At 51.3% G+C, this 26,854-nt stretch carries 22 protein-coding genes and 4 pseudogenes; 5 read left to right on the top strand and 21 right to left on the bottom strand.

The features are described from left to right. Positions 1 to 51: 51 nt before the first annotated feature. From ACQE3Z_RS15040 to serB, 4 genes are all read right to left on the bottom strand, one after another. Positions 52 to 960: a LysR family transcriptional regulator gene (locus tag ACQE3Z_RS15040; RefSeq protein ID WP_250651769.1), complete on the bottom strand. Its 909-nt coding sequence runs from the start codon at positions 958 to 960 to the stop codon at positions 52 to 54. Positions 961 to 1,579: 619 nt separating this feature from the next. Continuing rightward, a complete protein-coding gene (nadR, locus tag ACQE3Z_RS15035; protein WP_426974412.1) occupies positions 1,580 to 2,812 on the bottom strand; it encodes a multifunctional transcriptional regulator/nicotinamide-nucleotide adenylyltransferase/ribosylnicotinamide kinase NadR in 1,233 nt (410 codons plus the stop codon). Between the two features lie 63 nt (positions 2,813 to 2,875). Then, entirely contained in the window at positions 2,876 to 4,258 is a 1,383-nt protein-coding gene (gene radA, locus ACQE3Z_RS15030; RefSeq protein ID WP_250651767.1) for a DNA repair protein RadA, read from the bottom strand. A gap of 13 nt (positions 4,259 to 4,271) precedes the next feature. Beyond that, positions 4,272 to 5,249, bottom strand: a complete 978-nt coding sequence (serB, locus tag ACQE3Z_RS15025) for a phosphoserine phosphatase (protein WP_426974411.1) — start codon at positions 5,247 to 5,249, stop codon at positions 4,272 to 4,274. Positions 5,250 to 5,429: 180 nt separating this feature from the next. On the opposite strand from serB, the gene ACQE3Z_RS15020 reads away from it, so the two are divergent. Beyond that, the gene (locus ACQE3Z_RS15020; protein ID WP_426974410.1) at positions 5,430 to 6,095 is read left to right on the top strand and encodes a YtjB family periplasmic protein; all 666 of its coding nucleotides are present in this window, start codon (positions 5,430 to 5,432) and stop codon (positions 6,093 to 6,095) included. A gap of 107 nt (positions 6,096 to 6,202) precedes the next feature. On the opposite strand, the gene deoD is transcribed toward ACQE3Z_RS15020, so the two are convergent. The 10 genes from deoD to ACQE3Z_RS14970 form a co-directional block, all read right to left on the bottom strand. Continuing rightward, positions 6,203 to 6,922, bottom strand: a complete 720-nt coding sequence (gene deoD / locus ACQE3Z_RS15015; RefSeq protein ID WP_250651765.1) for a purine-nucleoside phosphorylase — start codon at positions 6,920 to 6,922, stop codon at positions 6,203 to 6,205. Between the two features lie 66 nt (positions 6,923 to 6,988). Beyond that, a complete protein-coding gene (gene deoB, locus ACQE3Z_RS15010; RefSeq protein WP_426974409.1) occupies positions 6,989 to 8,212 on the bottom strand; it encodes a phosphopentomutase in 1,224 nt (407 codons plus the stop codon). Between the two features lie 181 nt (positions 8,213 to 8,393). After that, entirely contained in the window at positions 8,394 to 9,716 is a 1,323-nt protein-coding gene (gene deoA, locus ACQE3Z_RS15005; RefSeq protein ID WP_426974408.1) for a thymidine phosphorylase, read from the bottom strand. A gap of 109 nt (positions 9,717 to 9,825) precedes the next feature. After that, the gene (gene deoC / locus ACQE3Z_RS15000) at positions 9,826 to 10,605 is read right to left on the bottom strand and encodes a deoxyribose-phosphate aldolase (RefSeq protein ID WP_426974407.1); all 780 of its coding nucleotides are present in this window, start codon (positions 10,603 to 10,605) and stop codon (positions 9,826 to 9,828) included. A gap of 350 nt (positions 10,606 to 10,955) precedes the next feature. Beyond that, complete coding sequence (locus ACQE3Z_RS14995; protein WP_426974406.1) at positions 10,956 to 11,729, bottom strand: TatD family hydrolase; 774 nt, start codon at positions 11,727 to 11,729, stop codon at positions 10,956 to 10,958. Between the two features lie 229 nt (positions 11,730 to 11,958). After that, positions 11,959 to 12,147, bottom strand: coding sequence for a CsbD family protein (locus ACQE3Z_RS14990; protein WP_250651761.1), 189 nt, complete (start codon positions 12,145 to 12,147; stop codon positions 11,959 to 11,961). Positions 12,148 to 12,194: 47 nt separating this feature from the next. Further along, complete coding sequence (locus tag ACQE3Z_RS14985; protein ID WP_003856556.1) at positions 12,195 to 12,356, bottom strand: DUF1328 domain-containing protein; 162 nt, start codon at positions 12,354 to 12,356, stop codon at positions 12,195 to 12,197. Positions 12,357 to 12,490: 134 nt separating this feature from the next. Next, positions 12,491 to 13,105 carry a molecular chaperone OsmY gene (osmY, locus tag ACQE3Z_RS14980; RefSeq protein WP_426974405.1) on the bottom strand — a complete coding sequence of 205 codons (615 nt, stop codon included), beginning with the start codon at positions 13,103 to 13,105 and terminating at the stop codon, positions 12,491 to 12,493. 296 nt (positions 13,106 to 13,401) lie between these two features. Next, positions 13,402 to 14,991 carry a peptide chain release factor 3 gene (gene prfC, locus ACQE3Z_RS14975; RefSeq protein WP_250651759.1) on the bottom strand — a complete coding sequence of 530 codons (1,590 nt, stop codon included), beginning with the start codon at positions 14,989 to 14,991 and terminating at the stop codon, positions 13,402 to 13,404. Between the two features lie 292 nt (positions 14,992 to 15,283). Next, positions 15,284 to 16,318 carry a hypothetical protein gene (locus ACQE3Z_RS14970; protein ID WP_426974404.1) on the bottom strand — a complete coding sequence of 345 codons (1,035 nt, stop codon included), beginning with the start codon at positions 16,316 to 16,318 and terminating at the stop codon, positions 15,284 to 15,286. A 231-nt stretch (positions 16,319 to 16,549) separates the two neighbouring features. Between ACQE3Z_RS14970 and ACQE3Z_RS14965 the strand changes: the two genes are divergently transcribed. From ACQE3Z_RS14965 to treC, 4 genes are all read left to right on the top strand, one after another. Then, entirely contained in the window at positions 16,550 to 16,855 is a 306-nt protein-coding gene (locus ACQE3Z_RS14965; protein WP_426974403.1) for a hypothetical protein, read from the top strand. 45 nt (positions 16,856 to 16,900) lie between these two features. Next, on the top strand, positions 16,901 to 17,848 hold the full coding sequence (gene treR / locus ACQE3Z_RS14960) for a trehalose operon repressor TreR (RefSeq protein WP_426974402.1): 948 nt from the start codon (positions 16,901 to 16,903) through the stop codon (positions 17,846 to 17,848). 124 nt (positions 17,849 to 17,972) lie between these two features. Next, a complete protein-coding gene (treB, locus tag ACQE3Z_RS14955; protein WP_426974554.1) occupies positions 17,973 to 19,391 on the top strand; it encodes a PTS trehalose transporter subunit IIBC in 1,419 nt (472 codons plus the stop codon). 48 nt (positions 19,392 to 19,439) lie between these two features. Then, a complete protein-coding gene (treC, locus tag ACQE3Z_RS14950) occupies positions 19,440 to 21,131 on the top strand; it encodes an alpha,alpha-phosphotrehalase (RefSeq protein WP_426974401.1) in 1,692 nt (563 codons plus the stop codon). A gap of 60 nt (positions 21,132 to 21,191) precedes the next feature. Here the strand turns inward: treC and ACQE3Z_RS14945 are convergent. The 7 genes and pseudogenes from ACQE3Z_RS14945 to ACQE3Z_RS14915 all read right to left on the bottom strand — a co-directional run. Beyond that, positions 21,192 to 21,460 (bottom strand): annotated as a pseudogene (locus tag ACQE3Z_RS14945) (integrase core domain-containing protein); the annotation flags it as partial. A gap of 146 nt (positions 21,461 to 21,606) precedes the next feature. Next, positions 21,607 to 23,337: a thiamine pyrophosphate-dependent enzyme gene (locus ACQE3Z_RS14940; protein WP_426974400.1), complete on the bottom strand. Its 1,731-nt coding sequence runs from the start codon at positions 23,335 to 23,337 to the stop codon at positions 21,607 to 21,609. Between the two features lie 202 nt (positions 23,338 to 23,539). Then, positions 23,540 to 23,864, bottom strand: a pseudogene (locus ACQE3Z_RS14935) (hypothetical protein); the annotation flags it as partial. A 202-nt stretch (positions 23,865 to 24,066) separates the two neighbouring features. Continuing rightward, entirely contained in the window at positions 24,067 to 24,336 is a 270-nt protein-coding gene (locus tag ACQE3Z_RS14930) for a hypothetical protein (RefSeq protein WP_426974399.1), read from the bottom strand. A gap of 106 nt (positions 24,337 to 24,442) precedes the next feature. Beyond that, positions 24,443 to 25,324 (bottom strand): annotated as a pseudogene (locus ACQE3Z_RS14925) (RHS repeat domain-containing protein); the annotation flags it as partial. Between the two features lie 471 nt (positions 25,325 to 25,795). Beyond that, positions 25,796 to 26,389: a hypothetical protein gene (locus ACQE3Z_RS14920; RefSeq protein WP_426974398.1), complete on the bottom strand. Its 594-nt coding sequence runs from the start codon at positions 26,387 to 26,389 to the stop codon at positions 25,796 to 25,798. After that, a pseudogene (locus tag ACQE3Z_RS14915) lies at positions 26,383 to 26,838 on the bottom strand (RHS repeat-associated core domain-containing protein); the annotation flags it as partial. The pseudogene ACQE3Z_RS14915 and the gene ACQE3Z_RS14920, both read right to left, overlap by 7 nt. Positions 26,839 to 26,854 lie beyond the last annotated feature (16 nt).

Genomic DNA, 26,854 nt, shown 5'->3' with positions numbered 1-26,854 from the left:
AGACAGCTTTCTTAGACTGTTATTTTTAATAAACCTGCTCTGCTGCTGAGGTTAGAAATCGAGCAAATCTTTCGAGATATCACGCAGCCATTTATGAGAAGAGCAGTTATGATAGCGAGGATGCCATGCCTGAATAATACGCACTTTCGGCAAATCAAAATCGGGCTTAAAAAAGTCCACATCAAGGTTCATTCGCTGTAAAACATCAACAACATACATCGGAACGATACCCAGACTGCGAGTTTGAATAATATTTTCGATAATAGGCAGGTATCCTGCGCTGATACCATGAATTTTGCGTTTATAGCCGCGCTCGCGATAAAGGCTTTCCATCTCTTCTTTCAGCCTGTTTTTGGGCACGATAAGAATAAACTCTTTTAGGTTTTTCAAAGACTTTTCCATCAGAAAAACAGGATGGTCTTTGGTGGCTATCAATACGCATTCACTGTGGCCGATAGTTCGTATCTTCACCTCCGGGCTGAGGCTTTTATCCTCCCCGATATAGAGATCAATATCTTCGCTGCGCAGCACACAGGATGTCGCGTTGTCATAGTTAAAATTAAAGATGTGGTTGGTATTCTCCTGAATGCTTTTTTTCATCAATTTATAGCTAAGCTTAGACATCAGGATATCATTGGTAACGATGTTAAAAGAGCGTGGCAGCTCTTTGCCGTTGAGCTCAATATTTTGGTGCAGAACATTTTGGATATTATCCAGCAGCTCTCTAAGCTGAGGTTTAAGGCGTACCGCTAATGGCGTCAGCTCCAGACTCATGCCAGAACGAACCAAAAGCTGATCCTGAAAGGTGTCTCTGATTTTATTCAATGATTTACTAATTGCGGGCGGAGTCACATTAAGTTTGTCCGCCGTTTTGCTGACACTTTTTTCGTTAAGCAAAGTATCCAGGATAGGCAGCAGGTTTAAATCCATTCTTACCAAATGATTAATATCTTTATGCATATTTTACACTCCCTTGATTCTTCCCGGTTATCTCTGCGCCCAAAATATAAAATTACAGGCTGATTTCACCCTGAAGATAATGTACATGATGCCGTCTCGCATAGAATGACTTCAAAAAATCCACGAACCTGTAACGCTATTAACAACTCCAATTAAAGCAATCCAAATAAAGTAACCTGTTTTCCAAAAGCCGAGAAAGCCACTGTATAGTTAACAATACATGTACTGTGTCTTCATATAATGAAAAGGAAAATTAATATATACAGGCACCTTAGTTAATGAAACCCTGACAATATATAAGCTATGTCTCAAGTTGCCGCTATAATTTCACCCTCCATATCAAGTCAATTTCAGTTTAGCCAATAGCTTAAATAAATAACCTGAGGTTAATTATAAAAATAAACATTAAAATCAACAAGTTAAAGCAAAAAATGCATAAATACTTTCTATTAAGCGTGATAATTCATGGCTTCTTTTAAAGAAACCCTTAAATTAAACTGCAAAAAGTTAGCCTGCCTTATTAAATAACTAAGCTGATTTACTTCGGGAGAGATAACAATGAGAACATTCCGAATAAAATGGCTGACGGTATAATATCGCCATCAGCCGCCCTGCCTTTTTACTTTCCGTTTTCCAGCATATTTCTTACCAGTTCAACACAACGCAGAAAACGTTGGTCATAACTGTCTTCAGTAACATGCTCATATTTTATTTGATTTTCATCTAACATTTTGATTAACAATTCCTGAAACTCACGTCGATCGACGGAGCTACCCAGACTGCGCAGGCCATCTGCGACCCAGGGCACATTGTTTTCCAGCAGGATGACTAAATCGAAACGGTATTCGTCAATCAGCGCCTGTACAAACGGGTGTTCACGCCCTTCGTACTTTTTACAAAATGCCTGGGTAGTCACAAAATCGGTATCGATAAAGGCGACCTTGTTGGCATATTTCACTGCAAAATCAATATACTGCGCCTGCCCTAACGCAATTTTGTCATAGTCGGAATACTGCAACGCCATCTCATCTCCGCCAAGATGCGAGAATACGTAATCCCGTCCATACTCCCAGGCGCTGGAAGTATTAAAAATATTAGCCAGCTTATTCACTAATACTGATTTACCGCTCGATTCCCCGCCCAGTATCGCAACGGTACGTACGAAAAAAGGTTTTACTTCGGTAGGGATATACTCCCAGTATCGAAAAGGATTCTGGCGAATTTGCGCGCCGCTGATATTCATAAAAGAGCGCTGCGGATCGATCACGATGGTTTCAATGCCCAGATGCTCGCGATACTGCGGCGCGTCCAACTCTTCGCTGGTATACACACAGCCTGGCTCAATTCCCTTTTCCGCCATAAAGGCCGTAATGCCCCGACTCCAGACATCCCAACCGTGCGGATAAGGCTCCATCCCCTCTTCATTAAAGGCATGAATGCGAATATTTTTTTGATATTTAAACGTCTGCAAGAGCCAGCGCAGGCGATCGCTAACGGTGGGCTGCTGTGACATGGCGCTGTTTTCAAACAGCTGGCGATCGCGCGGTTCATCATGTCCCATAATAATATGCAGCTCATCAACCTGGCTGCAGGCGCGCTGAATCAGATAAATATGGCCGGTGTGCAGAGGATAGAACTTGCCGAACACCACGCCAATGGTTTTCTCGCGGCGGGGAAATTCCAGACCCAGAAAGCGATGCAGCGCCTCCAGCTTTTGCGCGCTGGGGCTTTTGATTTTGGCATTGAGCAACTGGCTCAGGTAGCCTTTCGTCATTCCGCTGGCGTCTGCAACCTGCTGCAACGTATGTCCCTGCTGGCGAATGGCGGTTTTTAAATATTCGAATGATGACATAATGCCTCCTGCGAAAAGGGGTGGGCAGTGCCCACCCCAACGACAGGTTAACCTGCGCTAAAATTATAACTCATCCAGGATCGCCAGCGCGTCAGCCAGCTTTTTCACCGGATAAACTTTCATGTTCTCCAGCGCCTTTTTCGGCGCATTAGCCGCCGGGACAATAGCGCGTTTAAACCCATGCTTAGCGGCCTCGGAAATACGCTCCTGACCGCTCGGCACCGGACGAATTTCACCGGCTAACCCCACCTCGCCGAAAATCACCAGATCGTTGGGCAAGGGCCGATCGCGCAGGCTGGAAACCATCGCCAGCATCAATGCCAGATCGGCGCTGGTTTCTGTAACCTTTACCCCGCCGACAACATTAACAAACACATCCTGATCGGCCATCTGTAACCCGCCATGACGATGCAGTACCGCCAGCAGGATCGCCAGGCGATTCTGTTCCAGCCCTACCGCAACGCGACGTGGGTTAGACATCATTGAATGATCCACCAACGCCTGGATCTCTACCAGCAGCGGACGCGTGCCTTCCCAAACCACCATCACCGAACTCCCGGCGGTAATCTCATCGCCGCGCGACAGAAAAATCGCCGAGGGATTGCTGACTTCACGCATGCCCTGCTCGGTCATGGCAAACACGCCCAGTTCGTTCACCGCGCCAAAGCGGTTTTTATGGCTGCGCAGCGTGCGGAAACGGGAATCCGCGTCGCCGTCCAACAGCACTGAACAGTCGATGCAGTGTTCCAGTACTTTGGGACCAGCCAGGGAGCCATCTTTGGTGACATGCCCAACCATCACAATCGCTACGCCGCGCGTTTTGGCAAAGCGCGTTAAATAAGCTGCGGTTTCGCGCACCTGCGCCACGCTGCCCGGCGAAGACTGAATATCCGCCATGTGCATCACCTGAATAGAGTCGATCACCATCAGCTTCGGCTGTTCCTGCTCGGCAATCATGCAGATCTGCTCAATGCTGGTTTCCGACAGCATATTCAGGTTCTCGGTAGGCAAACCAAGACGATGCGCGCGCATGGCAACCTGCTGCAGGGACTCTTCGCCGGTGACATACAGTGTTTTCATATCCACTGACAGCTTGCACAACGTTTGCAGCAGCAGCGTACTTTTCCCGGCGCCGGGATTGCCGCCAATCAGAATAGCGCTGCCGGGGACTACGCCGCCGCCCAGTACGCGATCGAACTCTTTAAAACCGGTTGAGAAGCGCGGCAACGCTTCCAGGCTAATTTCTGACAGCTTCTGCACGCGGCTGACGCCGGCGGTGCCGGAGTAGCCAGACAGACGCTCATTACGCGCCGCAGCCGGCGAGGCCGCCAGCCGCACTTCGGTGATGGTATTCCAGGCGTGACAGGCGCTACATTGCCCCTGCCAACGCGGATAGTCTGCGCCACATTCGTTGCAGACAAAGGCACGTTTTACCGCTTTAGCCAACTCAGTTCCTCAATTATCGCGTCTCGTGATGCAGGCTGCCGCTGAGGATGCAAAATACGCCCATCAGATCGGCATGCCGAATCGTCACTTCAGTTTGTTCATTAACTTTCGGCTTGGCATGGTAGGCGATGCCTAACCCGGAAGCCTTAATCATCAGTAAATCGTTAGCGCCATCGCCAATCGCTACCGTTTGTTCAACGGGGATATCAAAACGCTGTGCCAGCTTCGCCAGCATATCGGCCTTATACTTCGCATCCACTACCGGGCCAATAACCTCACCGGTAAATTTACCGTCACGGATCTCCAGCTCGTTGGCAGCGATAGCGGCAAGATGCAGCCGGTCACGCAAATATTCGGCAAAGTAAGTGAAGCCGCCAGAAGCGATAGCCACCTGCCAGCCTAACGCCTGCAGCTTCTGCACCAGTGTGCTTAACCCTGGCATTAACGGCAGCGTATCACGCACCTGCTTCAGTATATTGGCGTCAGCGCCTTTCAGCGTAGCCACGCGCTGACGCAGGCTGGCAGTAAAATCCAGTTCGCCGCGCATCGCGCGCTCGGTCACCTCGGCCACCTGCTCGCCGCACCCCGCCAGACGCGCAATCTCATCGATACATTCGATCTGAATCGCGGTGGAATCCATATCCATTACCAGCAGGCCCGGCGCTTTCAGATAAGGAATTTTACCCAGCGGCGCTACGTCCAGTCCCCGTTCGTGAGCCAGACGCGCCGCACGCGGCGTCAGCGAGCCCGCCAGACGGATCACCTGATAATCATCCACGCTCCAGGCGCTGACAATCACCATCGCGGCACCCAGCTGGTGTTGATAAGCCGTCAGCGAATCTTTATCCAGCTGATGCCCGTAAAGCAGCCAGCCGGTACGCCCGGCACGATAATCCAGCGGCATCACTTCGTCACCGCTCAGTGAAAGAGGCAAGCCCGGCCAGAGAGAAACATCGGAAGGCAGGTCGCACCAGGTCAAACGATTAGGCATTACAGCTCCTGTCGGAAAGATGATCGGCTGCCGCCATCAAAGGACGTTCTGTTTGACATCCGTGCCGGGCCACAGCCTGTAGAGAAAACCTCGCAAGAGGCTACCCTGTCAGCCGCGCTTCTGGCAACATAAAGTCGCAAAAACAGACTACCGTTTGTTGATTACGTTTTAAGGTTGCCAATGGCTAAATCCAGGCTCAAATTCCGTCTGCACCACACAGCGATTGTGCTGATCTGTCTGACGCTGCTGGTCGTCCTGATGCAGGGCGCTTCATGGTTCAGTCTGGGCCATCAAATGGCGCGCTCTGAACAGGTAGAAGATCTGGCGCGCACCCTGACACGTCAGGTTGCATTTACGCTTACGCCGCTTATGGACAGCCCGGACGATAACCGCACACAAATCGCCGCCATTCTCAAACAGATGACGGATAACAGCCGTATCCTCGACGCCTCGGTTTATGACAGCGAAGGTTCGCTGGTTGCGCGCAGCGGCGAAGGCATCAGCGTGCGCGATCGTCTGGCGCTGGATGGCAAACGCGCGGGCAGCTACTTTAACCATCAGCTGGTGCAGCCGCTGGAAAACAGCGACGGCCCGCAGGGCTTTTTACGCGTCACGCTGGACACGCATGTGCTGGTAACCGAAGCGAAGCAGGTGGATAACACCACCAATATTCTGCGCCTGATGATGCTGCTGGCGCTGGCTATCGGCATTATTCTTACCCGTACGCTGTTGCGCGATCGCCGTACCCGCTGGCAACAATCCCCTTTTCTGCTGACCGCCAGCACGCCGGTTAAAGAAGATGATGACGAATCTGATGAGGCGTCAGACGAGGCTAGAAAAAGCTGAGGCGTAGCGTTGTCGGCAGGGGCAAGGCGCTGAAGAAAGCGTAATACAGAAGGCGCAGACGGGCGGAAGAAAATAACCGGACGAGGCAGCCTCGTCCGGTAAATCAGTCAGGCTTTGTCGCCCAACAGTACCGACTCCAGCGCGATTTTAACCATATCGCCGAAGGTGGTTTGACGTTCCGCCGCCGTGGTCTGTTCATGCGTGCGGATATGGTCGGAAACGGTACAGATGGTCAGCGCTTTCGCGCCAAACTCTGCCGCCACGCCATAGATGCCCGCCGCTTCCATTTCCACGCCGAGAATGCCATATTTTTCCATAACGTCGAACATTTGCGGGTCCGGCGTATAGAACAGGTCGGCAGAGAAAATATTGCCTACGCGCGCCTCAATACCCAGTGCTTTCGCCGCGTCTGCCGCGTTACGCACCATGTCAAAATCGGCGATTGCTGCAAAATCGTGATCCTTGAAGCGCATACGGTTCACTTTAGAATCGGTGCAGGCGCCCATGCCGATAACCACGTCGCGGAGTTTCACATCGGCACGTACCGCGCCGCAGGAACCCACACGAATGATTTTTTTCACGCCGAACTCAGTGATCAGCTCTTTTGCGTAGATGGAGCAGGATGGAATGCCCATACCGTGACCCATAACGGAAATGCGACGACCTTTATAGGTGCCGGTGTAACCCAGCATACCGCGCACGTTGTTCACTTCTACCGCGTCTTCCAGAAAGGTTTCCGCGATATGTTTAGCACGCAGCGGATCGCCCGGCATCAGCACCACGTCCGCGAAATCACCCATCTCAGCATTAATATGAGGCGTAGCCATTGTCGTTATTCCTTGAAAAAATGAAACACGCCAGCCCGGCGGCTGGCGTTAAATGAAAGCCGCGTATTACAGCATGCTTTTGCCATATTCCATATCGGAAAGGCCGAAGTATTTTGCTACCGTCTGCCCGATATCGGCAAAGGTATCGCGTCCGCCAAGGAAGCCCGGTTTAACGCCTGGGCCATAGATCAGAATCGGGATATGCTCACGGGTATGATCGGTGCCGTGCCAGGTGGGATCACAACCGTGATCGGCGGTGAGGATCAGAATATCGCCCTCTTTTACCTGCGCCATCAGCTCTGGCAGACGGCGGTCAAACAGCTCCAGGCCACCCGCATAACCGGCAACGTCGCGACGATGTCCCCAGGCGGAGTCGAAATCCACAAAGTTGGTGAAGACGATGGCGTTATCCGGCGCCTGCGCCATCTCTTTAACCGTGGCATCAAACAGCGCATCAAGGCCGGTCGCTTTGATCTTTTTGGTAATGCCGACGTGCGCGTAGATATCGGCGATTTTACCCACCGAGATCACCTCACCCTGCTTCTCTTCCACCAGCTTTTTCAGGATGGTGGGTGACGGCGGCTCAACGGCTAAGTCGTGACGATTGCCGGTACGTTCGAAGTTTCCGGCTTTATCGCCGACAAACGGACGCGCAATCACGCGACCAATGTTGTAATCACCTTTATCCAGCTCTTCACGGGCGATTTCACACAGATCGTACAGGCGTTGCAGGCCGAATGTCTCTTCATGACAGGCAATCTGGAATACCGAGTCGGCAGAGGTATAGAAAATCGGCTTGCCGGTTTTCATATGCTCTTCACCCAGTTTATCCAGAATCACCGTCCCGGAAGAGTGGCAGTTGCCGAGATAACCCGGAAGTCCGGCACGCTCCACCAGTGTATCCAGCAGCGCCTGCGGGAAACTGTTTTCCGTATCGCTGAAATAACCCCAGTCAAACAGCACCGGTACGCCAGCAATTTCCCAGTGGCCTGACGGCGTATCCTTACCGGAAGAGAGCTCCTGCGCCCAGGCATACGCGCCAATGATCTCCGCCTGCGGATCCAGGCCCGGCGGGAAGGTGCCGGTAGAGGCTTCCGCCGCTTTTCCCAGCCCTAACGCGGTCAGGTTCGGCAGATGCAGCGGCCCCTGACGCCCTTTATCCGCCTCGCCGTTGAAGCAGGCCTGCGCAATATGACCCAGCGTGTCTGAGCCTTTATCACCATATTTTTCAGCGTCTTTACTGGCACCGATCCCAAAGGAATCCAGCACCATGATAAATGCACGTTTCATGTTACTCTCCTGCGCTTACGCGCGATGAGAAAAATAAAAAAGCGATCAGAACAGTATGCCGTCTATACCTGTGGTACTTCAAGCCGCAGATGCGTAGGCTGCGCTCATCATTCCGGTCAGTGAGACCTTCAGGCTTTCAGGTTCCCCTTGCCGCCTTCCTGCTGCATGAGATAGTCGGGCGTTAGCTGCTAATTCTGCGATAGATAACCGGCGTTGCAGCAGGTTGACTGTCACCAAGCTTAACCGCCGCTTTGACCGCCTGTGCCGCTTCCTGCCAGCTGGCCTCGCTGGCGGCATGGATCACCGCCAGTGGACGTTCCGCGTCTACGCGATCGCCCAGCTGCACCATCTCATTCAGGCCTACGCTGTAATCGATGCTGTCGCTGGCGCGACGACGTCCACCGCCCAATGCCACCACCGCCAGGCCAAGCGCGCGGGTATCCATTTCATTAACGATACCAGGCGCATCGGCATACACCGCCTTGCTCAGCATCGGGGCCGGCAGGTAGCTGTCCATCCTTTCAATAAAGTCTGTCGGGCCTTTTTGCGCCGCCACCATACGCGCAAATACCTCAGCGGCGCTGCCGTTATCCAGCACTTTCTGCAACTGCTGTCGGGCCGAGGCATCGTCCTGCGCCAGGCCACCGGAAATTAACATTTCACTGCAGAGCGCCAGCGTCACTTCCAGCAAACGCGGATTGCGGTAACTGCCGGTAAGGAACTGAACCGCTTCGCGCACTTCCAGCGCGTTTCCGGCACTGGAAGCCAGCACCTGATTCATATCAGTCAGCAGCGCAGTGGTTTTACAACCCGCGCCGTTGGCCACGCCCACGATCGCCTGCGCCAGCTGCTCTGACAGTTCAAAAGTCGGCATAAAAGCGCCAGACCCCACTTTCACATCCATCACCAGCGCATCCAGCCCTTCGGCCAGCTTTTTCGCCAGAATCGAGGCGGTGATCAGCGGAATAGAGTCGACCGTTGCGGTAATGTCGCGCGTGGCATAAAAACGCTTATCCGCCGGTGCCAGCGAATTGGTTTGGCCGATAATGGCAACGCCGGTCTGTTTAATAATTTCCCGGAAACGGCTATCGCTGGGGAAAATATCAAAGCCGGGGATCGCTTCCAGCTTATCCAGCGTGCCGCCGGTATGACCCAGGCCGCGCCCGGAGATCATCGGCACATAGCCGCCGCAGGCCGCGATCATCGGCCCCAGCATTAGCGAAGTCACATCGCCCACCCCGCCGGTAGAATGCTTATCCACTACCGGGCCGTTTAAATTCAATGATTTCCATGACAGCACCGCGCCGGAATCACGCATCGCCATGGTCAGCGCCACACGTTCCTGCAGCGTCATATCATGGAAAAAGATCGCCATCGCCAGCGCGGCGATCTGCCCTTCTGATACGCTGTTATCACGAACCCCGTTAATAAAGAAGCGGATCTCTTCTTCACTCAGCGCATGGCCGTCACGTTTTTTTCGAATAATTTCTTGTGGTAAAAACAAGGTAACCCCCTGTTTAACGGATCAATAAATCAGGCCTGGTGTCCCGATCCAACGGTGCAGAAAAATTATTTTTAGCGGACGGCAGGCGCCCGCTATGGTGAAAGGAAACTCAGTAGCTGCTGGTGCTGCGCGCGCTTTCATAGCCCGCCGCGTTCAACAGGCTTGCCAACAGGCTGGAGGCACCGAAACGGAAATGACGCGCGTCCGCCCAACCGCTGCCCAGAATGTCATCAGCAAGCTGCAGATAGAGCGCCGCATCTTCTGCGGTACGCACGCCGCCCGCAGGCTTAAAGCCAACGCGATCCTGTACCCCTTTATCACGGATCACTTCCATCATGATTTTTGCCACTTCAGGCGTGGCGTTTACCGGCACTTTACCGGTAGAGGTTTTGATAAAGTCAGCGCCCGCATCGATAGCGATTTCAGAAGCCTGACGGATTAGCGCTTCCTCTTTCAGTTCGCCGGTTTCAATGATCACTTTCAGCAATACACTGGCCGCCGCGCAGGCTTCTTTGCATGCCTTGACCAGTTTAAAGCCGGTTTCGCTATCGCCAGCCATCAATGTGCGATAGGGAAAAACCACATCCACTTCATCCGCGCCATAGGCAATGGCCGCGCGCGTTTCCGCCAGCGCGATCTCAATATCGTCATTGCCGTGCGGGAAATTGGTCACGGTAGCGATACGAATATCGGGCGTGCCCTGCTCGCGCAGCGTTTTACGTGCGATGGGAATAAAACGGGGATAGATACAGATGGCGGCAGTATTGCCTGCCGGGGATTTAGCCTGCTGACACAGCGCAATCACTTTGGCGTCGGTGTCATCATCGTTAAGGGTGGTTAAATCCATGAGTTTCAGCGCACGCAGCGCGGCAGCGGTTACATCAGTCATAATGCTCTCCAGAAAGATTCAGTGAGCTTCCGCCAGTGGAAGACTCAACACGAGGTCTTGGTTCCTTGAAGAGGGTTGAGATCCATCTCACCTTGCCAGCGATGCTGATTCGCTTTGATGTTACGATTTTAACATCACGGGCAAACTCTTTATTGTGCGTAAGCTCACATTTAATTAAGAAACGCTACCATCAAGTTTACATTTGATGTGACGTCTATCGCATTAAAAGCGCCACAGCCGCAGGCCGGAACCGCTTTATGCGCGCTATCATACCGCAGAAGCGCAAATGTGAGAATTATCACATTTGCTCTTTACCTGTTCTTAAGATCCCCTTTGATGCGGTCGTCTTGTTAACGTAGCTGAAACAGTTTCTCACTGTTGCTGGTAAGGGTGGCCGCGATCTCCTCCGGCGCTTCCTGACGCAGCTCGCATAATGTTTGCCATACCTTTGCCACCTGCTCTGGCCGATTGGGCTGGCCCTGAAAGCCGTTCAACGGCATATCAGGCGCATCGGTTTCCAACAGCAGCGCTCCAAGCGGCAGCTGCGCAATGGTATTGCGCGTTTTGCTGGCGCGAGGATAGGTAATGGTGCCGCCTACACCGATAGCATAACCGGCAGCAATAAACGCCTGCGCCTGCTGCACGCTTCCGGCAAAGCCATGTACCACGCCACGGCGCGGCACCTCAATACGTCGCAGGTGCTGTGCCAGTTTGTCATGCGTGCGCCGGGAATGCAGGATCACGGGCAGATCGTATTTCCGCGCCAGCCGCAGCTGCGCATCCAGAAAATATTCCTGCCGATCGAACTGAGGATCTTCCATATAGAGATCCAGCCCGATCTCGCCGATCGCCACCAGTTTTGCGGGTCGCTGACGCAGGTGCTGCTCCAGCTGCTCCAGCGCCGCATCGTTGTGCTGCTGAATCGCAATGGGATGCAGTCCCAGCGCGGCATAAAGCGGTGCATGCTGGTGTGCCAGCTGTAACACCCGAGCAAAGCGTGTAGCCTCCACCGCCGGAACGATAATTTTCTCTACGCCTGCCTGAGCGGCGCGTGACAGGCTTTCCTCCCCGTGCCCGGTAAACGGAGGAAAATCGAAGTGGCAGTGGGTATCAATAAATCTCACGTCAGCGCTCCTCAACATATCTTAGAGATTATTCTGCGCTATTTTATTTGCCGCTGCATTGCAGGATACGTAACGCGGCCTTTTATTCTGGAATGGCAGAATAGTAGCGTAAAAGAGGTGTTTCAGAGGGGGAGGAACAAACAGGTGACGGGGTTAGCCGCGCAGGGACAGAGAAAAAACAGAGGCCGGCACCGCCCTCTACAAAGAAAGCGGGCCAGCTTATAGCAGATCAGCGCAGGGATTTATCGTTTGTGGCATCGTCGTGCTGCTCACGCCCGTAATCTTCCTGCAAAATACCGGAGAGCCAGTCATTGTTTCCTGCCATCCAGGCGTCGTCGTTATCAAACCACTCCGCCCACATTAGCGCCATCTGGCCTTTCCATTGTTTCCATTTGCCTGCAACGATGTCGCTATTCATGACTGGTCTCCGCTAAATTCACTGGATCTGTCTGTTTAGCTGGTTACCTAGGGTCGACGACGACCGGTAAACAGGCTGACGAGGAACAGAATGATACCGACCACGAAGACAATCTTAGCTGCCCATGCGGCTGTACCAGCCAGACCGCCGAAGCCTAATGCCGCCGCGATCAATGCAATTACCAGAAAGATAATACCCCAACGAAACATAAGCCTCTCCTTTACCATAGTTAAAATCGAACTGCTTAGCTCAGCCAATTCATGGACAGTAAACCCATGAACTTTATTTTTTTAACGGGTTAGCTGCGGCACAGACGCCAGAGGTTGACCGTGCCGCAAAAACATTAAGGTTTAACCATCAGGTCATTCTTAACGCTTTTTACGCCTTCAATAGCTTTGGCGATACTTTCCGCACGTTCTGACTGTGCTTGTTTTTCTACCGTACCAGAAAGCTGGACCACGCCGTTGGTGGTTTCAACTTTAACGTTCCGGGACGGTACAATGTCATCCGCTAATAGCTTAGCTTTGATTTCGCTGGTTGTAGCTGCATCACCTGCATAACCGCTCACTGACTGTTTTTCGCTGTCTCTGACGTGTAGTTTATCGCTGACGGATTTTACGCCCTCAACTTTCTTCACCAGCGCCACAGCCTTTTCAGCCTGATCCTGCGAAGAAACGAAACCGCTCAGGGTCACAACGCCCTTCTGAGTTTCTACTGAGATATCCGTACTTTTAATCGTTTCGTCATCTACCAGCGCAGCTTTCGCTTTAGCGGTGATGGCGCTGTCATCCATAAAACCATCGACTTTTTTCATAGAACTATCGATTGTGGACCCTGCGCTATCCGCAGCATTCTGCGTTTTCTGTGATACAGATTCATCTGCCAGAGCAGAGCCGCTCAGCAGCGCAGAACCCACCATCACAGCCATCAGAGTCTTGGTAATCTTAGTCTTGTTCATCGATATCTTCCTTCTTATACGTTATTCCACTCACAACCGTAAGCGTAGCGGCAACAACCCCATGTGCCGTTTAAATGGATGTTGGGAGGCTTTCGCCACCGCTTTTTGCATCCGACAAACTAAGCATAGTCAAGGATTGGCATTCGTCGCGTTTTTTTGGTTAAAAAACAGTTAAGAAGGCGTTTTTGAGGACTTTTTAAGAGGAGTCTGTAGCGAAGGCAGATAAATTTGCGCTGGTACTATAAAAACGCATCGCGAAGGAGAGTACTGCCTCCGCGATGCGTGAACAACGCTGATTAATGTTCGCGCGTTTTGCGGAACAGCACTTCAGGATAGCGCTCCTGCGTGAGGTTGAGGTTAACCATGGTCGGCGCGATGTAGGTGAGGTTATCGCCGCCATCCAGCGCCAGATTGACTTCATTCTTACGCTGGAATTCGTCGAACTTTTTCACATCGTCGCATTCAACCCAGCGCGCGGTCGAAACGTTAACCGATTCGTAAATCGCTTCCACGTTGTACTCGCTTTTCAGGCGCGCCACGACCACGTCAAACTGCAGCACACCTACCGCACCCACAATCAGATCGTTATTGGATACCGGACGGAACACCTGTACCGCACCCTCTTCTGACAGCTGCACCAGCCCTTTTAACAGCTGCTTCTGCTTCAGCGGATCGCGCAGGCGAATACGACGGAACAGTTCTGGCGCGAAGTTCGGAATACCGGTGAACTTCATGTTTTCGCCCTGCGTAAAGGTATCGCCAATCTGAATGGTGCCGTGGTTATGCAGACCGATAATGTCGCCGGGGAAGGCTTCTTCAACGTGCGAACGGTCGCCCGCCATAAAGGTAAGCGCATCGGAAATGACCACATCTTTACCGGTACGCACCTGACGCAGCTTCATGCCCTTCTCGTACTTACCGGAGACAACGCGCATAAAGGCGACGCGGTCGCGGTGTTTCGGATCCATGTTAGCCTGGATTTTAAACACGAAACCGGAAAACTTCTCTTCGCTGGCTTCAACGCTGCGCGTATCGCTCTGGCGCGGCATTGGCGCAGGCGCCCAGGAAACCAGGCCATCCAGCATATGATCAACGCCGAAGTTGCCCAGCGCGGTACCGAAGAACACCGGCGTCAGCTCACCCTGCAAAAACGCTTCCTGCTCAAACTCATGCGAAGCGCCCTGCACCAGCTCCAGTTCGTCACGCAGCTGCGCTGCCAGATCTTCGCCGACCGCGCTGTCCAGCTCAGGGTTGTTCAGCCCTTTGATGGTGCGCACTTCCTGAATGGTATGGCCTTTACCGGTCTGATACAGATAGGTTTCATCGTTATAGAGATGATAAACGCCTTTGAACAGCTTGCCGCAGCCGATTGGCCAGGTAATGGGTGCGCAGGCGATTTTCAGCTCGTTTTCAACTTCGTCCAGCAGCTCCATCGGATCGCGGATATCACGGTCCAGCTTGTTCATAAAAGTCAGGATCGGCGTATCGCGCAGACGCGTAACTTCCATCAGCTTACGGGTACGATCTTCAACCCCTTTCGCCGCGTCGATTACCATCAGACAGCAGTCAACGGCGGTCAGGGTACGATAGGTATCTTCAGAGAAGTCTTCGTGCCCCGGCGTATCCAGCAGGTTGACCAGGCTATCGCGGTAGGGAAACTGCATTACCGAGGTAGTAATCGAGATCCCGCGCTGTTTCTCCATTTCCATCCAGTCAGATTTGGCATGCTGATTAGAGCCACGGCCTTTTACCGTACCGGCGGTCTGGATCGCCTGTCCGAACAGCAGGACTTTTTCGGTAATGGTGGTTTTACCGGCGTCGGGGTGAGAAATGATAGCGAAGGTACGACGACGCGACACTTCTTGCAAAAATGTGGTATTAGACATCGGAGTTCTTCTGTTGATGCCGTGACGCGACATTATTGCAGGCGTCACAGCCGTTAATTCATGAGGGCCTGCGACATTGCCAGGCCCGGCACCGGAACCATGCAGCGCACCTGAAGCCTACGCGATGTAAGCCTGGTAAATGCTGCAAAAAGACATGATGGTCTACATTGGATCCAGCCCCGTGTAACAATGTTGAAAAGTCAGGCAATGAGGCCGCATAGCTTACCTTAAGTACATAAAAAAAGCAGGCCGAAATCGCGCGTTTTCCGCAGCGGCGCGCAAAGCCCGGGCTTTATTGCACAGCATCCCGATCGGCCTGCAAATGACTAAGCCGGATAAGCGTTATCAGGCCGTTGCTGATGCGCACCGAGAGCACATTATCGCCCTGCTGCCAGCTAAGCCAGCTTTCACCGTTACGCTCATCCGCCTCGCCGGGGCCGTACTTGCGCTCAGCCTCATCAACTGTCATTCCAACATGCACCCCACGATGCGTCGCCAGCGTTGGGTTCACCAGCGTGATTTCGCCCAGATAGTTATCGTCCGGACTGTGCTGTTTTTGCTGCCAGTGTTCATTGCTTGCCACCAGCATTAACGCATCATAGCGGTGCTGGAAATAACGGTAAGCGGCATTGGCGTTTGGCTTTTCTTGCTGTGGCTGCAGGCGCTCCGGCGGCAGACTCATCATAATATCTTCATTCCATACCTGCCCCAGCGTCAGCGCAACGCCATTGACCTGTACGGAAAAATCTTCCACCGTGAGTTCGGCCACCGCAGGCTGCTCACTGTTTTCCAGCGGATAGAAATCGTCAGGCTCCACGCCCGCATCGGTTTGCAGCGTGCCATTGATTTTATTGGCTTTCATGAAAAACAGGTGCGGCGACGTTTCCGGATCGCCGCCGCAGGCCGGATGGTTACGGTTTTCACGCACGTCGATCAGGTAGTTTTCCGGATCATCACTGTCATCAACAAAACTCATGCTCAGGCACTCCGTGGAGAGCGGCGTAAGCTGACGCTGACGGATAGCCTGCAGGGCTGCGCTGATCACCGCATCCTGCTTTATCTCATCACTCTCTGCAGGCGCAGGCGTAACCGCGTCAGCAGCCGACTCCGGCGATAGCGTTGGCGTGCCTGTTGCTGGTGATGAGGTCGCAGGGCCTTCCGGTCCGGATAATTGATTATCTGTTGCAGAAGCGGTGGGCATCATAGAGAACTGCTCAGCCGGCGGGGTCAGGATCGCGCCGTTAATATCAGGCAGCCCGGCGGCCAGCGCGTAGCTGCCAGTTACCGCCGTGATGATCAGCAGTCGTGTTAAACAGGAAAGAAACATAGCTGTGCTCGTCAGAGTCAAAGCGCAATCCGCGCAGAAAGAGGGTTATCATTGTTATCGGCCCGCCAGGAGCCAACTGGAATTTAACAATGGCTTGCCGGAAAGAGTCAAAGAAGATCGGCGCTGTCAGCAGCTTTTTACTTTAGTTACCGGCCTTTCGCACAGAGTCATTGTTCTCAGGACAGGCATCCTCTATCTTGGTGAGTTAGTTCACTAACAGGAAGGCATCCCATGAACGACAAGAAAATGATTTCAATCGATCAGTTTAATGAAAATGAGCGAGCCGTTATAGATGAAACGTTCAGGGGGCTGGTGCAGAAATATAAACTTCGTACCGGCAAAGAGCCTGACGGTAAAAAAGAGAAAGAGTTCACCACCGAAGCCAGACAAATGGTGATGGCCATCAAGCAGAATAATGAGAAGGAAAAAGCGCTGGCGGAGAAAAAGCCGGTGCGTAGAAAGAAACCTTCTGCGCTGGCTGAAAGTGAAGTGGCAGATTTTAACTGGTCCGCCTCAATAAAACGCGGCAAAAGATAAAACTGTAGTATTGATGACTTATTGTTGTTTTCCAGGGAAGAGAGTATGCAGAACCGCCTCACCATCAAAGATATCGCGCGCTTAAGCGGCGTGGGAAAATCGACCGTGTCGCGGGTACTGAATAATGAAAGCGGGGTCAGCGAACGCACGCGTGAACGTGTTGAAGCGGTAATGAATCAGCACAGCTTCGCCCCTTCCCGCTCCGCGCGAGCCATGCGTGGACAAAGCGACAAGGTGGTGGCGATTATTGTCACCCGCCTCGATTCCCTGTCGGAGAACCTCGCCGTTCAGACGATGCTGCCCACCTTTTATGAACAGGGTTATGACCCGATCATGATGGAGAGCCAGTTCTCACCGCAGTTAGTGGCAGAGCATCTGGGCATGCTGCAGCGTCGCCATATTGATGGCGTAGTACTGTTTGGTTTTACCGGCATTGATGAGGAGATACTCACGCCGTGGCAATCTTCCCTGGTGCTGCTGGCCCGGGATGCCGCTGGCTTCGCCTCCGTCTGCTACGATGATGAAGGCGCTATCTTTACCCTGATGCAACGCCTGTACGAACGCGGGCACCGTCATATCAGCTACCTCGGCGTACCGCATAGCGATGTCACCTCAGGACAGCGCCGTCACCATGCCTATCTGGCCTTCTGTCGCCAGCATAAGCTTTCTGCCGTGGCATCGTTACCCGGACTCAGCATGAAGCAGGGTTACGAGCAGGTAGCCAGCGCACTGACAGCGCAAACCACGGCCTTGGTCTGCGCAACTGATACGCTCGCACTGGGCGCAAGTAAATATTTACAGGAACAGCGCATCGACAATTTACAGCTGGCAAGCGTAGGTAACACGCCGCTGATGAAGTTCCTGCATCCAGAAATTATTAGCGTCGATCCCGGCTACGCTGAATCAGGTCGTCAGGCTGCCATGCAGCTGATAGCCCAGATCAACGGCCGCAGCGAACCGCGCCAAATCATTATTCCCGCCACGCTCTCCTGACCACCCAAACAGAAATTATTGTGATCCCCGGCCGGTTTCGGGAACGTTCCCGTTTTACCCGTTGTGCTTAAAGAGTAGGCTTGCGCTCACCTTATCCCCCTCCCATCAGTCATGAGGTTTCATGATGAGCAAAGTAAAACAATCGGATATCGACCAGCTGATCGTGCTGGTTGGCGGGCGCGACAACATCGCCACCGTCAGCCACTGTATTACCCGTTTACGCTTTGTGTTGAACGATCCCGCCAAAGCCGATCCCAAAGCCATAGAGACACTCTCGATGGTAAAAGGCTGCTTCACCAACGCCGGACAGTTTCAGGTGGTAATTGGCACTGACGTCGGCGATTACTACAAGGTGCTACTGGCAACCACAGGCCATTCACGCACGGATAAAGAACAAGCCAAAAAAGCGGCGCGCCAGAACATGAAGTGGTATGAGCAGCTGATTTCGCATTTCGCAGAGATTTTTTTCCCGCTGCTGCCTGCGCTGATCAGCGGAGGTTTGATTCTTGGCTTTCGTAACGTCATTGGCGATGTACCACTCAGCGACGGCAAAACGCTGGCGCAGCTCTATCCGGCGCTGCAGAGTATCTATGATTTCCTGTGGCTGATTGGCGAAGCTATTTTCTTCTACCTGCCGGTGGGGGTTTGCTGGTCAGCAGTACGTAAAATGGGCGGCACGCCTATCCTTGGCATCGTACTGGGTATCACGCTTGTCTCTCCGCAATTAATGAACGCATACCTGTTGGGCCAGCAGGCGCCGGAAGTATGGCATTTTGGCCTATTCACTATTGCTAAAGTAGGCTATCAGGCGCAGGTGATCCCGGCCTTACTGGCGGGCCTGACGCTGGGCTTTATTGAGATCCAGTTAAAACGCATCGTGCCGAGCTATCTCTATCTGGTGCTGGTGCCGGTCTGTTCATTGCTTATCGCGGTGTTTCTGGCTCACGCCTTTATCGGCCCGCTGGGACGTATGATTGGTGACGGCGTTGCCTTTGCGGTACGTCACCTGATGACCGGCAGCTTCGCGCCGATTGGCGCTGCGCTGTTTGGCTTCTTGTATGCTCCGCTGGTGATCACCGGCGTGCATCAGACCACTCTTGCCATTGATATGCAGATGATCCAGAGCCTGGGCGGTACGCCGCTTTGGCCAGTGATTGCGCTGTCGAATATCGCCCAGGCCTCGGCGGTAACCGGTATTATTATTGTCAGCCGTAAACATAACGAACGTGAGATCTCGGTTCCGGCGGCAATTTCTGCTTACCTCGGCGTCACCGAACCGGCGATGTACGGCATCAACCTGAAATACCGCTTTCCTATGCTCTGCGCGATGATCGGCTCGGGGCTGGCAGGGCTGTTGTGCGGGCTGAACGGCGTGATCGCGAACGGTATTGGCGTCGGCGGCTTGCCGGGCATCCTCTCGATCCAGCCAACCTACTGGCAGGTGTTTTCTATGGCAATGGCAGTGGCGATTGTGGTTCCGATGGTGCTGACTACGGTGATCTATCAGCGTAAGTTTCATCAGGGCACGTTACAGGTTGTCTGACTTTTTCAGGGCGCAGTTGCGCCCTTTTTGCATTTGCAGGAATAAATAATGAGTACATATCCCCACTGGTGGCAGAACGGCGTTATCTATCAAATTTATCCCAAAAGCTTTCAGGACACGACCGGACACGGTACCGGCGATCTGCGCGGCATTCTTTCACGCCTCGATTATCTGCAAACCCTGGGCATTGATGCCATCTGGCTGACACCGTTCTATATCTCTCCGCAGGTAGATAATGGCTACGATGTGGCGAACTATACCGTCATCGATCCCGCCTACGGCACGCTGAACGATTTTGATGAGCTGGTGGAACAGGCACACGCCCGGAACATCCGCATCGTACTGGATATGGTGTTTAACCACACTTCTACGCAGCACGCGTGGTTTCGCGAAGCGCTGAACAAAGAGAGCCCTTACCGCGATTTCTATATCTGGCGTGACGGTACGCCGCAGACGCTGCCGAATAACTGGCAATCTAAATTCGGCGGCAACGCCTGGCGCTGGCATGCGGAGAGCGGCCAGTATTATTTGCACCTGTTTGCGCCGGAGCAGGCGGATCTTAACTGGGAGAACCCGGAAGTACGCAGCGAGTTAAAAAAAGTCTGTGAGTTCTGGGCCGATCGGGGCGTGGATGGCCTGCGCCTTGATGTGATCAATCTTGTTTCTAAAGATCAGGATTTCCCCAGCGATCCGCTCGGCGATGGTCGCCGCTTCTATACTGACGGACCGCGCATTCACCAATACCTTCAGGAGATGAGCCGCGACGTATTTACCCCGCGTAACCTGATGACCGTAGGTGAGATGTCTTCAACTTCGCTGGAGAACTGCCAGCAATACGCCGCGCTGGACGGGCGGGAACTGTCGATGACCTTTAACTTTCATCATCTGAAGGTCGATTACCCGGGCGGCGAGAAGTGGACACTGGCAAAGCCTGATTACATTGCGCTGAAAACCCTGTTCCGCCACTGGCAGCAGGGAATGCACAATATCGCCTGGAATGCGCTGTTCTGGTGTAACCATGATCAGCCGCGCGTGGTATCGCGTTTCGGCGATGAGGGAGAGTATCGGATGCAGGCGGCAAAGATGCTGGCGATGGTGCTGCACGGTATGCAGGGCACGCCCTATATCTATCAGGGCGAAGAGATCGGCATGACCAACCCGCACTTTAGCCGTATTACCGACTATCGCGATGTGGAAAGCCACAACATGTTTGCCGCCCTGCGAGCACAAGGACGGGATGCCGACGAACTGCTGGCGATTCTGGCAAGCAAGTCGCGCGATAATGGTCGCACGCCGATGCAGTGGGACGCCTCGCCCAACGCAGGCTTTACCAGCGGCGAGCCGTGGATTGGATTATGTGATAATGCGGCAGACATCAATGTTGAAGCCGCGCTTAATGATCCAAATTCGGTGTTTTATACCTATCAGCGGTTAATTGCATTACGCAAAACCTTGCCGGTGTTAACCTGGGGCGATTACCAGGATCGGCTGCCAGACCATCCAGCGCTATGGTGCTATTGCCGGCACTGGCAAGGAGAAACGCTGATGGTAGTGGCGAATCTGAGCCGCGAGTGCCAGCCATGGCAGCCGGAGCCTGTTGAAGGTGAGTGGCAGATGCTGATAAGCAATTATGCCGAAACCGCCGCCCGACCTGACGCGATGACGCTGCGCCCGTTTGAGGCAGTGTGGTGGCATCGTTGTTGCGCTAATAGCGGAAAAGCACAGCGGTTGTTGGAATAACGCTGGAAGGGAAAAAAGAGGCATGGAAGCTATCCCACACAAAACGTAAATAGAACCTTTTTAGTTCCATGCATTTTTTACCTTCCGGCCAAATGAAGTTGTCGGCGGTATTCCTGCGGCGTCAGATTATTCAGTGATTCATGTGGCTATTCACCGTTATATTCTGACAACTATCTTTCAGTGATTTCCCTTACTTCATTCAATGTTCTGAACAGATAAAAATCCAGAACCTCTGTCCGGTACGTCCGGTTAAACCTTTCGATAAAGGTATTCTGCGTCGGTTTTGCTGGCCTGATAGATTTTAGTTTTGCAGCGTGCTCTTCTGGCCACAAGCAAGATGATCATATCGGAAGGTCTCCAAATATCAATGGCACTATTATATGAGATACTTGCAGGTCACCACTTAGTTTTTGATGGTTGAAAAAGATACACTGGCTTAACGCCCTGTCTGGGAAGTTGAAAATTTCTTTTCCCCTTAAAGATTTGTTACCCGAGGATTGCGACCCAATATTTGTAACGCATCGACTGGGATATCAATGAGCAAAGATTTCATTGATTTCCCGGTTGCTTTATCCAGCAAGAAGCTCAGATTACTCAAATCAGGTGCAAGCTGCTCGGCTTCCCAGCCGCAAGCTCGTGCAATTGCGCAATAATCTAACGGCTTGAGGCAAGCGTGATAATTTTTTTCTTCAATTTCCGGCAAAATGATGGGCAGACCCTGTTCGACGATCGAGAAACTGGCGTTATTGATAAGAAAAATCACTAATCCTAATTCACTCGCTTCCCCCAATGAACCGGAAAATAGCCGGAAGCATCCATCACCAGTAAAAAGAAATACTGGACGTGTTGGCGATGAAAGTTTCGCCCCAACAGCTGCGCCGAACGCGCCGCCCATAGCTGAACCGCGGTAGAGCGAATAAAAGTGAATATTGTTATTTGGACGCTGGGTAACATATTGCCTGTCTTTGTAAGACAGGCAAACATCATCAAACCCAATAGAACCCGCTGGCCACCAACGATCAAGTTGTAGATAAAGATCGGCCATGTCAACATAACCAGGGCGGGGAGGCGTATATTGGAAGTGGTTAAGATTATTAGGGGCTAAGGGAGAGGAAATGTTGCTGAATGGCCGTTGTTGTGCCACAGCCAGAAGGCTACGCAATAATTGATCCAGTGGACCGGAGACCTGACGATATGCTCCCTGAGCCATATGGGCGAAACTGTTTTCTATTTGGCCATAACTTCCAGAATGGTTAGTGAGGAAAAACGTCTTAGCGGCGGAAAATTTTTGTAAATTAACAGTGTATTCATCAGGGCAAGCACCCAGCACTAGCAACACATCATCTTTCCCAATCGATTGATAGAGCGATAAGGCTTCATCATTCCCCCCAAATGAGATATAGCCAAAACCATAAGGATTATCTCGCTGCACCGCATTGGCACCATTGATGCTCCAGATGACAGCACAGCGCAGCATCTGACAAAATTGTGTCGTTAGGGCCGCCGCTTCTGGATAGCGAGCCATTTCTTCCCCCACCAGTAGGACCAGACGTCGCCCATCAATGTCGTGTCGAAATTCGTCACAAAAATCAATGAATGAAGATCTTTGCACTGGTAGTTTTACCGACGCAATAGTTTTTGCGGGATAATATGCAGGACTGTTGAGCGCGCTATGTAGTAAAACAAGTACAACCGGTTTTGCTCTTTCCAACTGGATATGAGCAGACAATAATTTTTCAGCAAGTGTTTCTGGCGAATCAAGCACAAAGACGGATTCAGGCAACTCGCTGCGTAATTGGGCCACAATATTACTGCCATACACTGAAGTATCTTGCAGTGGGGATTGTCCCTGCGTTCCCTCTCCAGTAAGGGGGACAATGTATACGGCTGGTATATCATGCAGTTTTGCATCGCTCAGACCGCAACTGAGTAACTTACTGGCGGCTCCCGTCGTTGCGACCGCGGCCGCCATTCTACCGCTACACAGATAATATCCTAATGGAATAAACCCAGCGCTGTATTCAGCAATAGAGAAAAAACCCAGCGTTTTAGCGCAGGAATTTACAAGAGGATTAATATGTTTTAGGAAATGAATAACCCCTCCACCCGTCACGCCAACATAGCTGGTAACCCCCCATTCAGAGAGAGTCTCTAACAAGAGTTGGTAACCTGTAGTCATATCATTACCAGAAATTACCTTATTCACAATTACCACCATTAGAAGCAATTCATGACATGAAGGATAGCTGATGAAACTTACTTTAAAGGGAAGCGAACACGGACTATTCTTTGCAAAATGTATATTGAATATGGTTAGGGCTGTGATCTGCCCCCGTATTTGATACAACAGTCAGTTAATAATATCGGTTTGTTTACTTCCAGATTCACCACTTTGATGCAAATTCGGATAGTGTCTCGTCCTGTGTTAACAGCCGCCCGCTGCCGTCATACTGCCAGCGGGTGGCATTAAACGGATTATCGTCGTGCTCTTCACGCACCGGCTGGTTGCGCCAGTCATAGTCCCACCGCCGTGACCAGCGGCGCAGCGCCGGACGCTGCGCATGTCCGGTAAACACGTCCCGCCGCTGCAGCCGTCCCAGACGGTCATACGCCGTGCGGCTGGTCCAGCAGCCCCTGGGTCCGGCTCACCTCGCGGTGCAGCGCGTCACGCGTGAAGTCGCTGAACGGCAGGCCTTCCAGCGCAATGCTCAGCAGATGGCCGCTGCCATAATAAAGATGGAACGGCGTTAAGTTGTAGGATAACGCCCGTAACGGGACGTACCAGCTTCCGGCGCTAAACCTTTCCGGCAAATGGCTGCGTAAGGCGGGCCGGACAATGCCGGTAAGGATCGACGAGAGTTGTCTGAGCCTGACCGCTGGCGACTGAAGATAAAAACACGGGGAACATCTTTCTGGATCCTTCCAGCTATAACTATTAGTTAGCGCCTAAATAACTATCAACAGATTTTTCTATGTTATCTAAAACACCAGTAATAGGGTGGAGGTAATCGTTATACATTTCTGCATATTTCCGGGGAAAGCCCCGCAGAGGATTATTGAGTAAATCATCATCAACAACTTTTAATTTCAGCCTATCAAGGTCAGCAATTAAATCTTTCAAACCTCCTTTTTTTTCATTATCCATTACATTATCAATATAAACAGTTGTTTTATCTATTTCGCTTAAAAGATCGAACTTATTCATTATTCACTTTCTTACTGTAAGAAGCGTACATCGCTTATCCAACTCATTGGATAGCCTTGTGGCAACAAGATCTGGTGAGCGCCGCCTTTGAGTACTGCACCTGACATCATCGTTTGCTTTTCAACTTTCCGAACCTGAAGAACCGTTCCCTTAGGTACTTAATAGTCGCTTCAAAGTACCTTGTATTCTTCCACTCGGGCAAAAGTGCCGAATCTATTTTTGCCGGGATTTTATTCAATGCTGGTGATGTACTTACAAAAGAACCATCCATTTTTGCATTACCACCAAAGACTCTATACAAGGTTACCTCTTCAGTTGTCATTACAGTTTTATATTCACCTTTTTTAAAGGAGTCTTTTATCCAGGCAGGCAAGTCAGTTTTATCAATTTCTTTGTACTTGCCTTCGATATTACACTTGCTCAGTCCCCACGGATCCACCCAGCTTAGCGCATTCGGCGCATACTGATAAAGATTAATCCCACCCACCAGCCCTATCGGGTCGGGCTGGGTAAACCGGCCGCTGTCCGGGTCATAGTACCTGAACAGGTTATAGTGCAGCCCGGTGTCACGGTCAAGATACTGCCCCTGCATCCGCAGGTTCTGTGCAAATCCCGGCCCCTGCAGCGGCGTTTCCCGCAGCAGTTTGCCCCAGGCGCTGTTCTGTGCTTCCCAGCGCAGCTCCCCTGCCGCATCCGTCAGCCGCTCCGGCGTGCCGTTCGGCTGGCAGTGAAACCAGTAAACCTCCGGGTCCGTTACGCCATCAATGCGCGCCAGCGGTTCATAACTTCCCTCATCGCTGTAGACATACGTCAGCGGCACCCCGTCATGGATTTCCTGCAGCAGCCGGAAGCCGTCCCACACAAAGCGCGTGGTCACCGCCTGGCCCTGCGGCTGTCCGTTCAGCAGCTGGCGGCGCGTTTTGCTGATGCGCCGTCCCAGCGGGTCGTAGCGGAAGCTTACCTGCGTCTGTGGCCTGTTGTGGTCCTTCAAGAAGGTGGGGGATTTTACAAGATGAGATACCGCCCCTTAGCGGGGCGATAGCAGTTTCTGGCTCCGAACCTATCCGGCAAATGGCTGCGTGAAGCGAAGGTTAAGACAAGTCAGCCGTGATGGTAAGGATCGTGGAGAATTGTTTGATCCTGATGCCGAGCAGTTGAAGATAAAAAACGCCGAAAGTATCGTGAAGATCGCTTCCAACTTTTTTATAACTGATTAGTTATATAGCATATTACATTACTATCTATTTATTCATATAATTTTACTAGATTTTTTAATTAACGTTACAGTTTATTTTATTTATATATTTCCTATCAAAAATGATAAGTTCCCTATAATACTCTTAGAGAATAATTTCTAATAAATATTTTATTTTATCAAAGGTATAAGCTCCACCTAATTTAGAGAATCAAATCCATTCTATATTTCAATTTATTAACATTTAAACATGGACTGATTTTATTACCAAGGCTTTAATGAATTAATAGACTCTACCTCCACAACTTGGACGTTATAAATTTTTGCGGCCTCAAAGAAAAACCCACAAAATTCCTCCGAAGGAATTAAAATAGTTTGACCTGCCTCAGGGGAATAATGATTTACTATAAAGAAACCTATTTCATCGCTCATCATTTTTAGGATCAAGGAATCCTCAAACTCACCATTATTTATAGCTTGCATTAATAAAGGCTTTGCTGGTAATTCATCTGAATCCAGACCTTTTTTAATTTTAATCTCATTTTTCTTAAGACACAACTGATAATTCTCTACTTCATCTTTTAAATTTTTAAAGCCATCAAAAAAGTACACCCCTTTCTTTTTTAATGTGTTTGATAAAATGAATTTATTAGTGATATCATCATAGTAATACGGACTTTTAATAACGCTATGCATAATATCTTGTGAAGCTGGAGTATCAAAACCATAAGGACCATAAAAATCACCATCGAAATCATACTGATATCCAAGGCATATAAAAAAATCATCAAACTTTTTCGAAGTTACCCGATTCCAGTTTGGCACAGGAAACTTTATTAATCTCTCATTTTTCACCATGTGAAAATCACCTCTTCGCTTTTTGGATTAGTTGAGTGAATATGACCTGAATCATGATGTTTTGGAACGTTGGGCAAACCAGCATCGGGATGCCCATCAGGATGTTCAAACCATTTATTTTTGCCACATTGATTTTCTCTGCCGAGTTTAGTCCCACCCTGGTATTTCATTTCTGACCAGTTTTTACCTCGGCTGCTAGGGTTCAACTCATCAATGTGAATATCTCTTCCACCTCGGGAAATTCTCGGTACTTGCGAATGTTTTTGAGCTTTTTTAATAGCATCACGTCTACTTTTTGCCTTAACAACTTTACACTTACTCAACCCCCAAGGGTCAATCCAGCTTAGCGCATTCGGCGCATACTGATACAGGTTCAGCCCGCCCGCCAGCCCTATCGGGTCGGGCTGGGTAAACCGGCCGCTGTCCGGGTCGTAGTACCTGAACAGGTGCTAGCGGTTACATCTG

This window comes from Pantoea sp. FN0307 (genome assembly GCF_050113815.1).
GTDB lineage: Bacteria > Pseudomonadota > Gammaproteobacteria > Enterobacterales > Enterobacteriaceae > Mixta > Mixta alhagi.
The sequence above is the reverse complement of the archived record's forward strand: the minus strand, read 5'-3'. Positions and strand labels throughout refer to the sequence as shown.

Bases quoted from the DNA above. Each gene is read 5' to 3' on its own strand.
- ACQE3Z_RS15040 (WP_250651769.1), bottom strand. From the start codon at position 960: ATGCATAAAGATATTAATCATTTGGTAAGAATGGATTTAAACCTGCTG.
- nadR (WP_426974412.1), bottom strand. From the start codon at position 2,812: ATGTCATCATTCGAATATTTAAAAACCGCCATTCGCCAGCAGGGACAT.
- serB (WP_426974411.1), bottom strand. From the start codon at position 5,249: ATGCCTAATCGTTTGACCTGGTGCGACCTGCCTTCCGATGTTTCTCTC.
- ACQE3Z_RS15020 (WP_426974410.1), top strand. From the start codon at position 5,430: ATGGCTAAATCCAGGCTCAAATTCCGTCTGCACCACACAGCGATTGTG.
- deoD (WP_250651765.1), bottom strand. From the start codon at position 6,922: ATGGCTACGCCTCATATTAATGCTGAGATGGGTGATTTCGCGGACGTG.
- deoB (WP_426974409.1), bottom strand. From the start codon at position 8,212: ATGAAACGTGCATTTATCATGGTGCTGGATTCCTTTGGGATCGGTGCC.
- deoC (WP_426974407.1), bottom strand. From the start codon at position 10,605: ATGACTGATGTAACCGCTGCCGCGCTGCGTGCGCTGAAACTCATGGAT.
- ACQE3Z_RS14990 (WP_250651761.1), bottom strand. From the start codon at position 12,147: ATGAATAGCGACATCGTTGCAGGCAAATGGAAACAATGGAAAGGCCAG.
- ACQE3Z_RS14985 (WP_003856556.1), bottom strand. From the start codon at position 12,356: ATGTTTCGTTGGGGTATTATCTTTCTGGTAATTGCATTGATCGCGGCG.
- osmY (WP_426974405.1), bottom strand. From the start codon at position 13,105: ATGAACAAGACTAAGATTACCAAGACTCTGATGGCTGTGATGGTGGGT.
- prfC (WP_250651759.1), bottom strand. From the start codon at position 14,991: ATGTCTAATACCACATTTTTGCAAGAAGTGTCGCGTCGTCGTACCTTC.
- ACQE3Z_RS14970 (WP_426974404.1), bottom strand. From the start codon at position 16,318: ATGTTTCTTTCCTGTTTAACACGACTGCTGATCATCACGGCGGTAACT.
- ACQE3Z_RS14965 (WP_426974403.1), top strand. From the start codon at position 16,550: ATGAACGACAAGAAAATGATTTCAATCGATCAGTTTAATGAAAATGAG.
- treR (WP_426974402.1), top strand. From the start codon at position 16,901: ATGCAGAACCGCCTCACCATCAAAGATATCGCGCGCTTAAGCGGCGTG.
- treB (WP_426974554.1), top strand. From the start codon at position 17,973: ATGAGCAAAGTAAAACAATCGGATATCGACCAGCTGATCGTGCTGGTT.
- treC (WP_426974401.1), top strand. From the start codon at position 19,440: ATGAGTACATATCCCCACTGGTGGCAGAACGGCGTTATCTATCAAATT.
- ACQE3Z_RS14930 (WP_426974399.1), bottom strand. From the start codon at position 24,336: ATGAATAAGTTCGATCTTTTAAGCGAAATAGATAAAACAACTGTTTAT.
- ACQE3Z_RS14920 (WP_426974398.1), bottom strand. From the start codon at position 26,389: ATGGTGAAAAATGAGAGATTAATAAAGTTTCCTGTGCCAAACTGGAAT.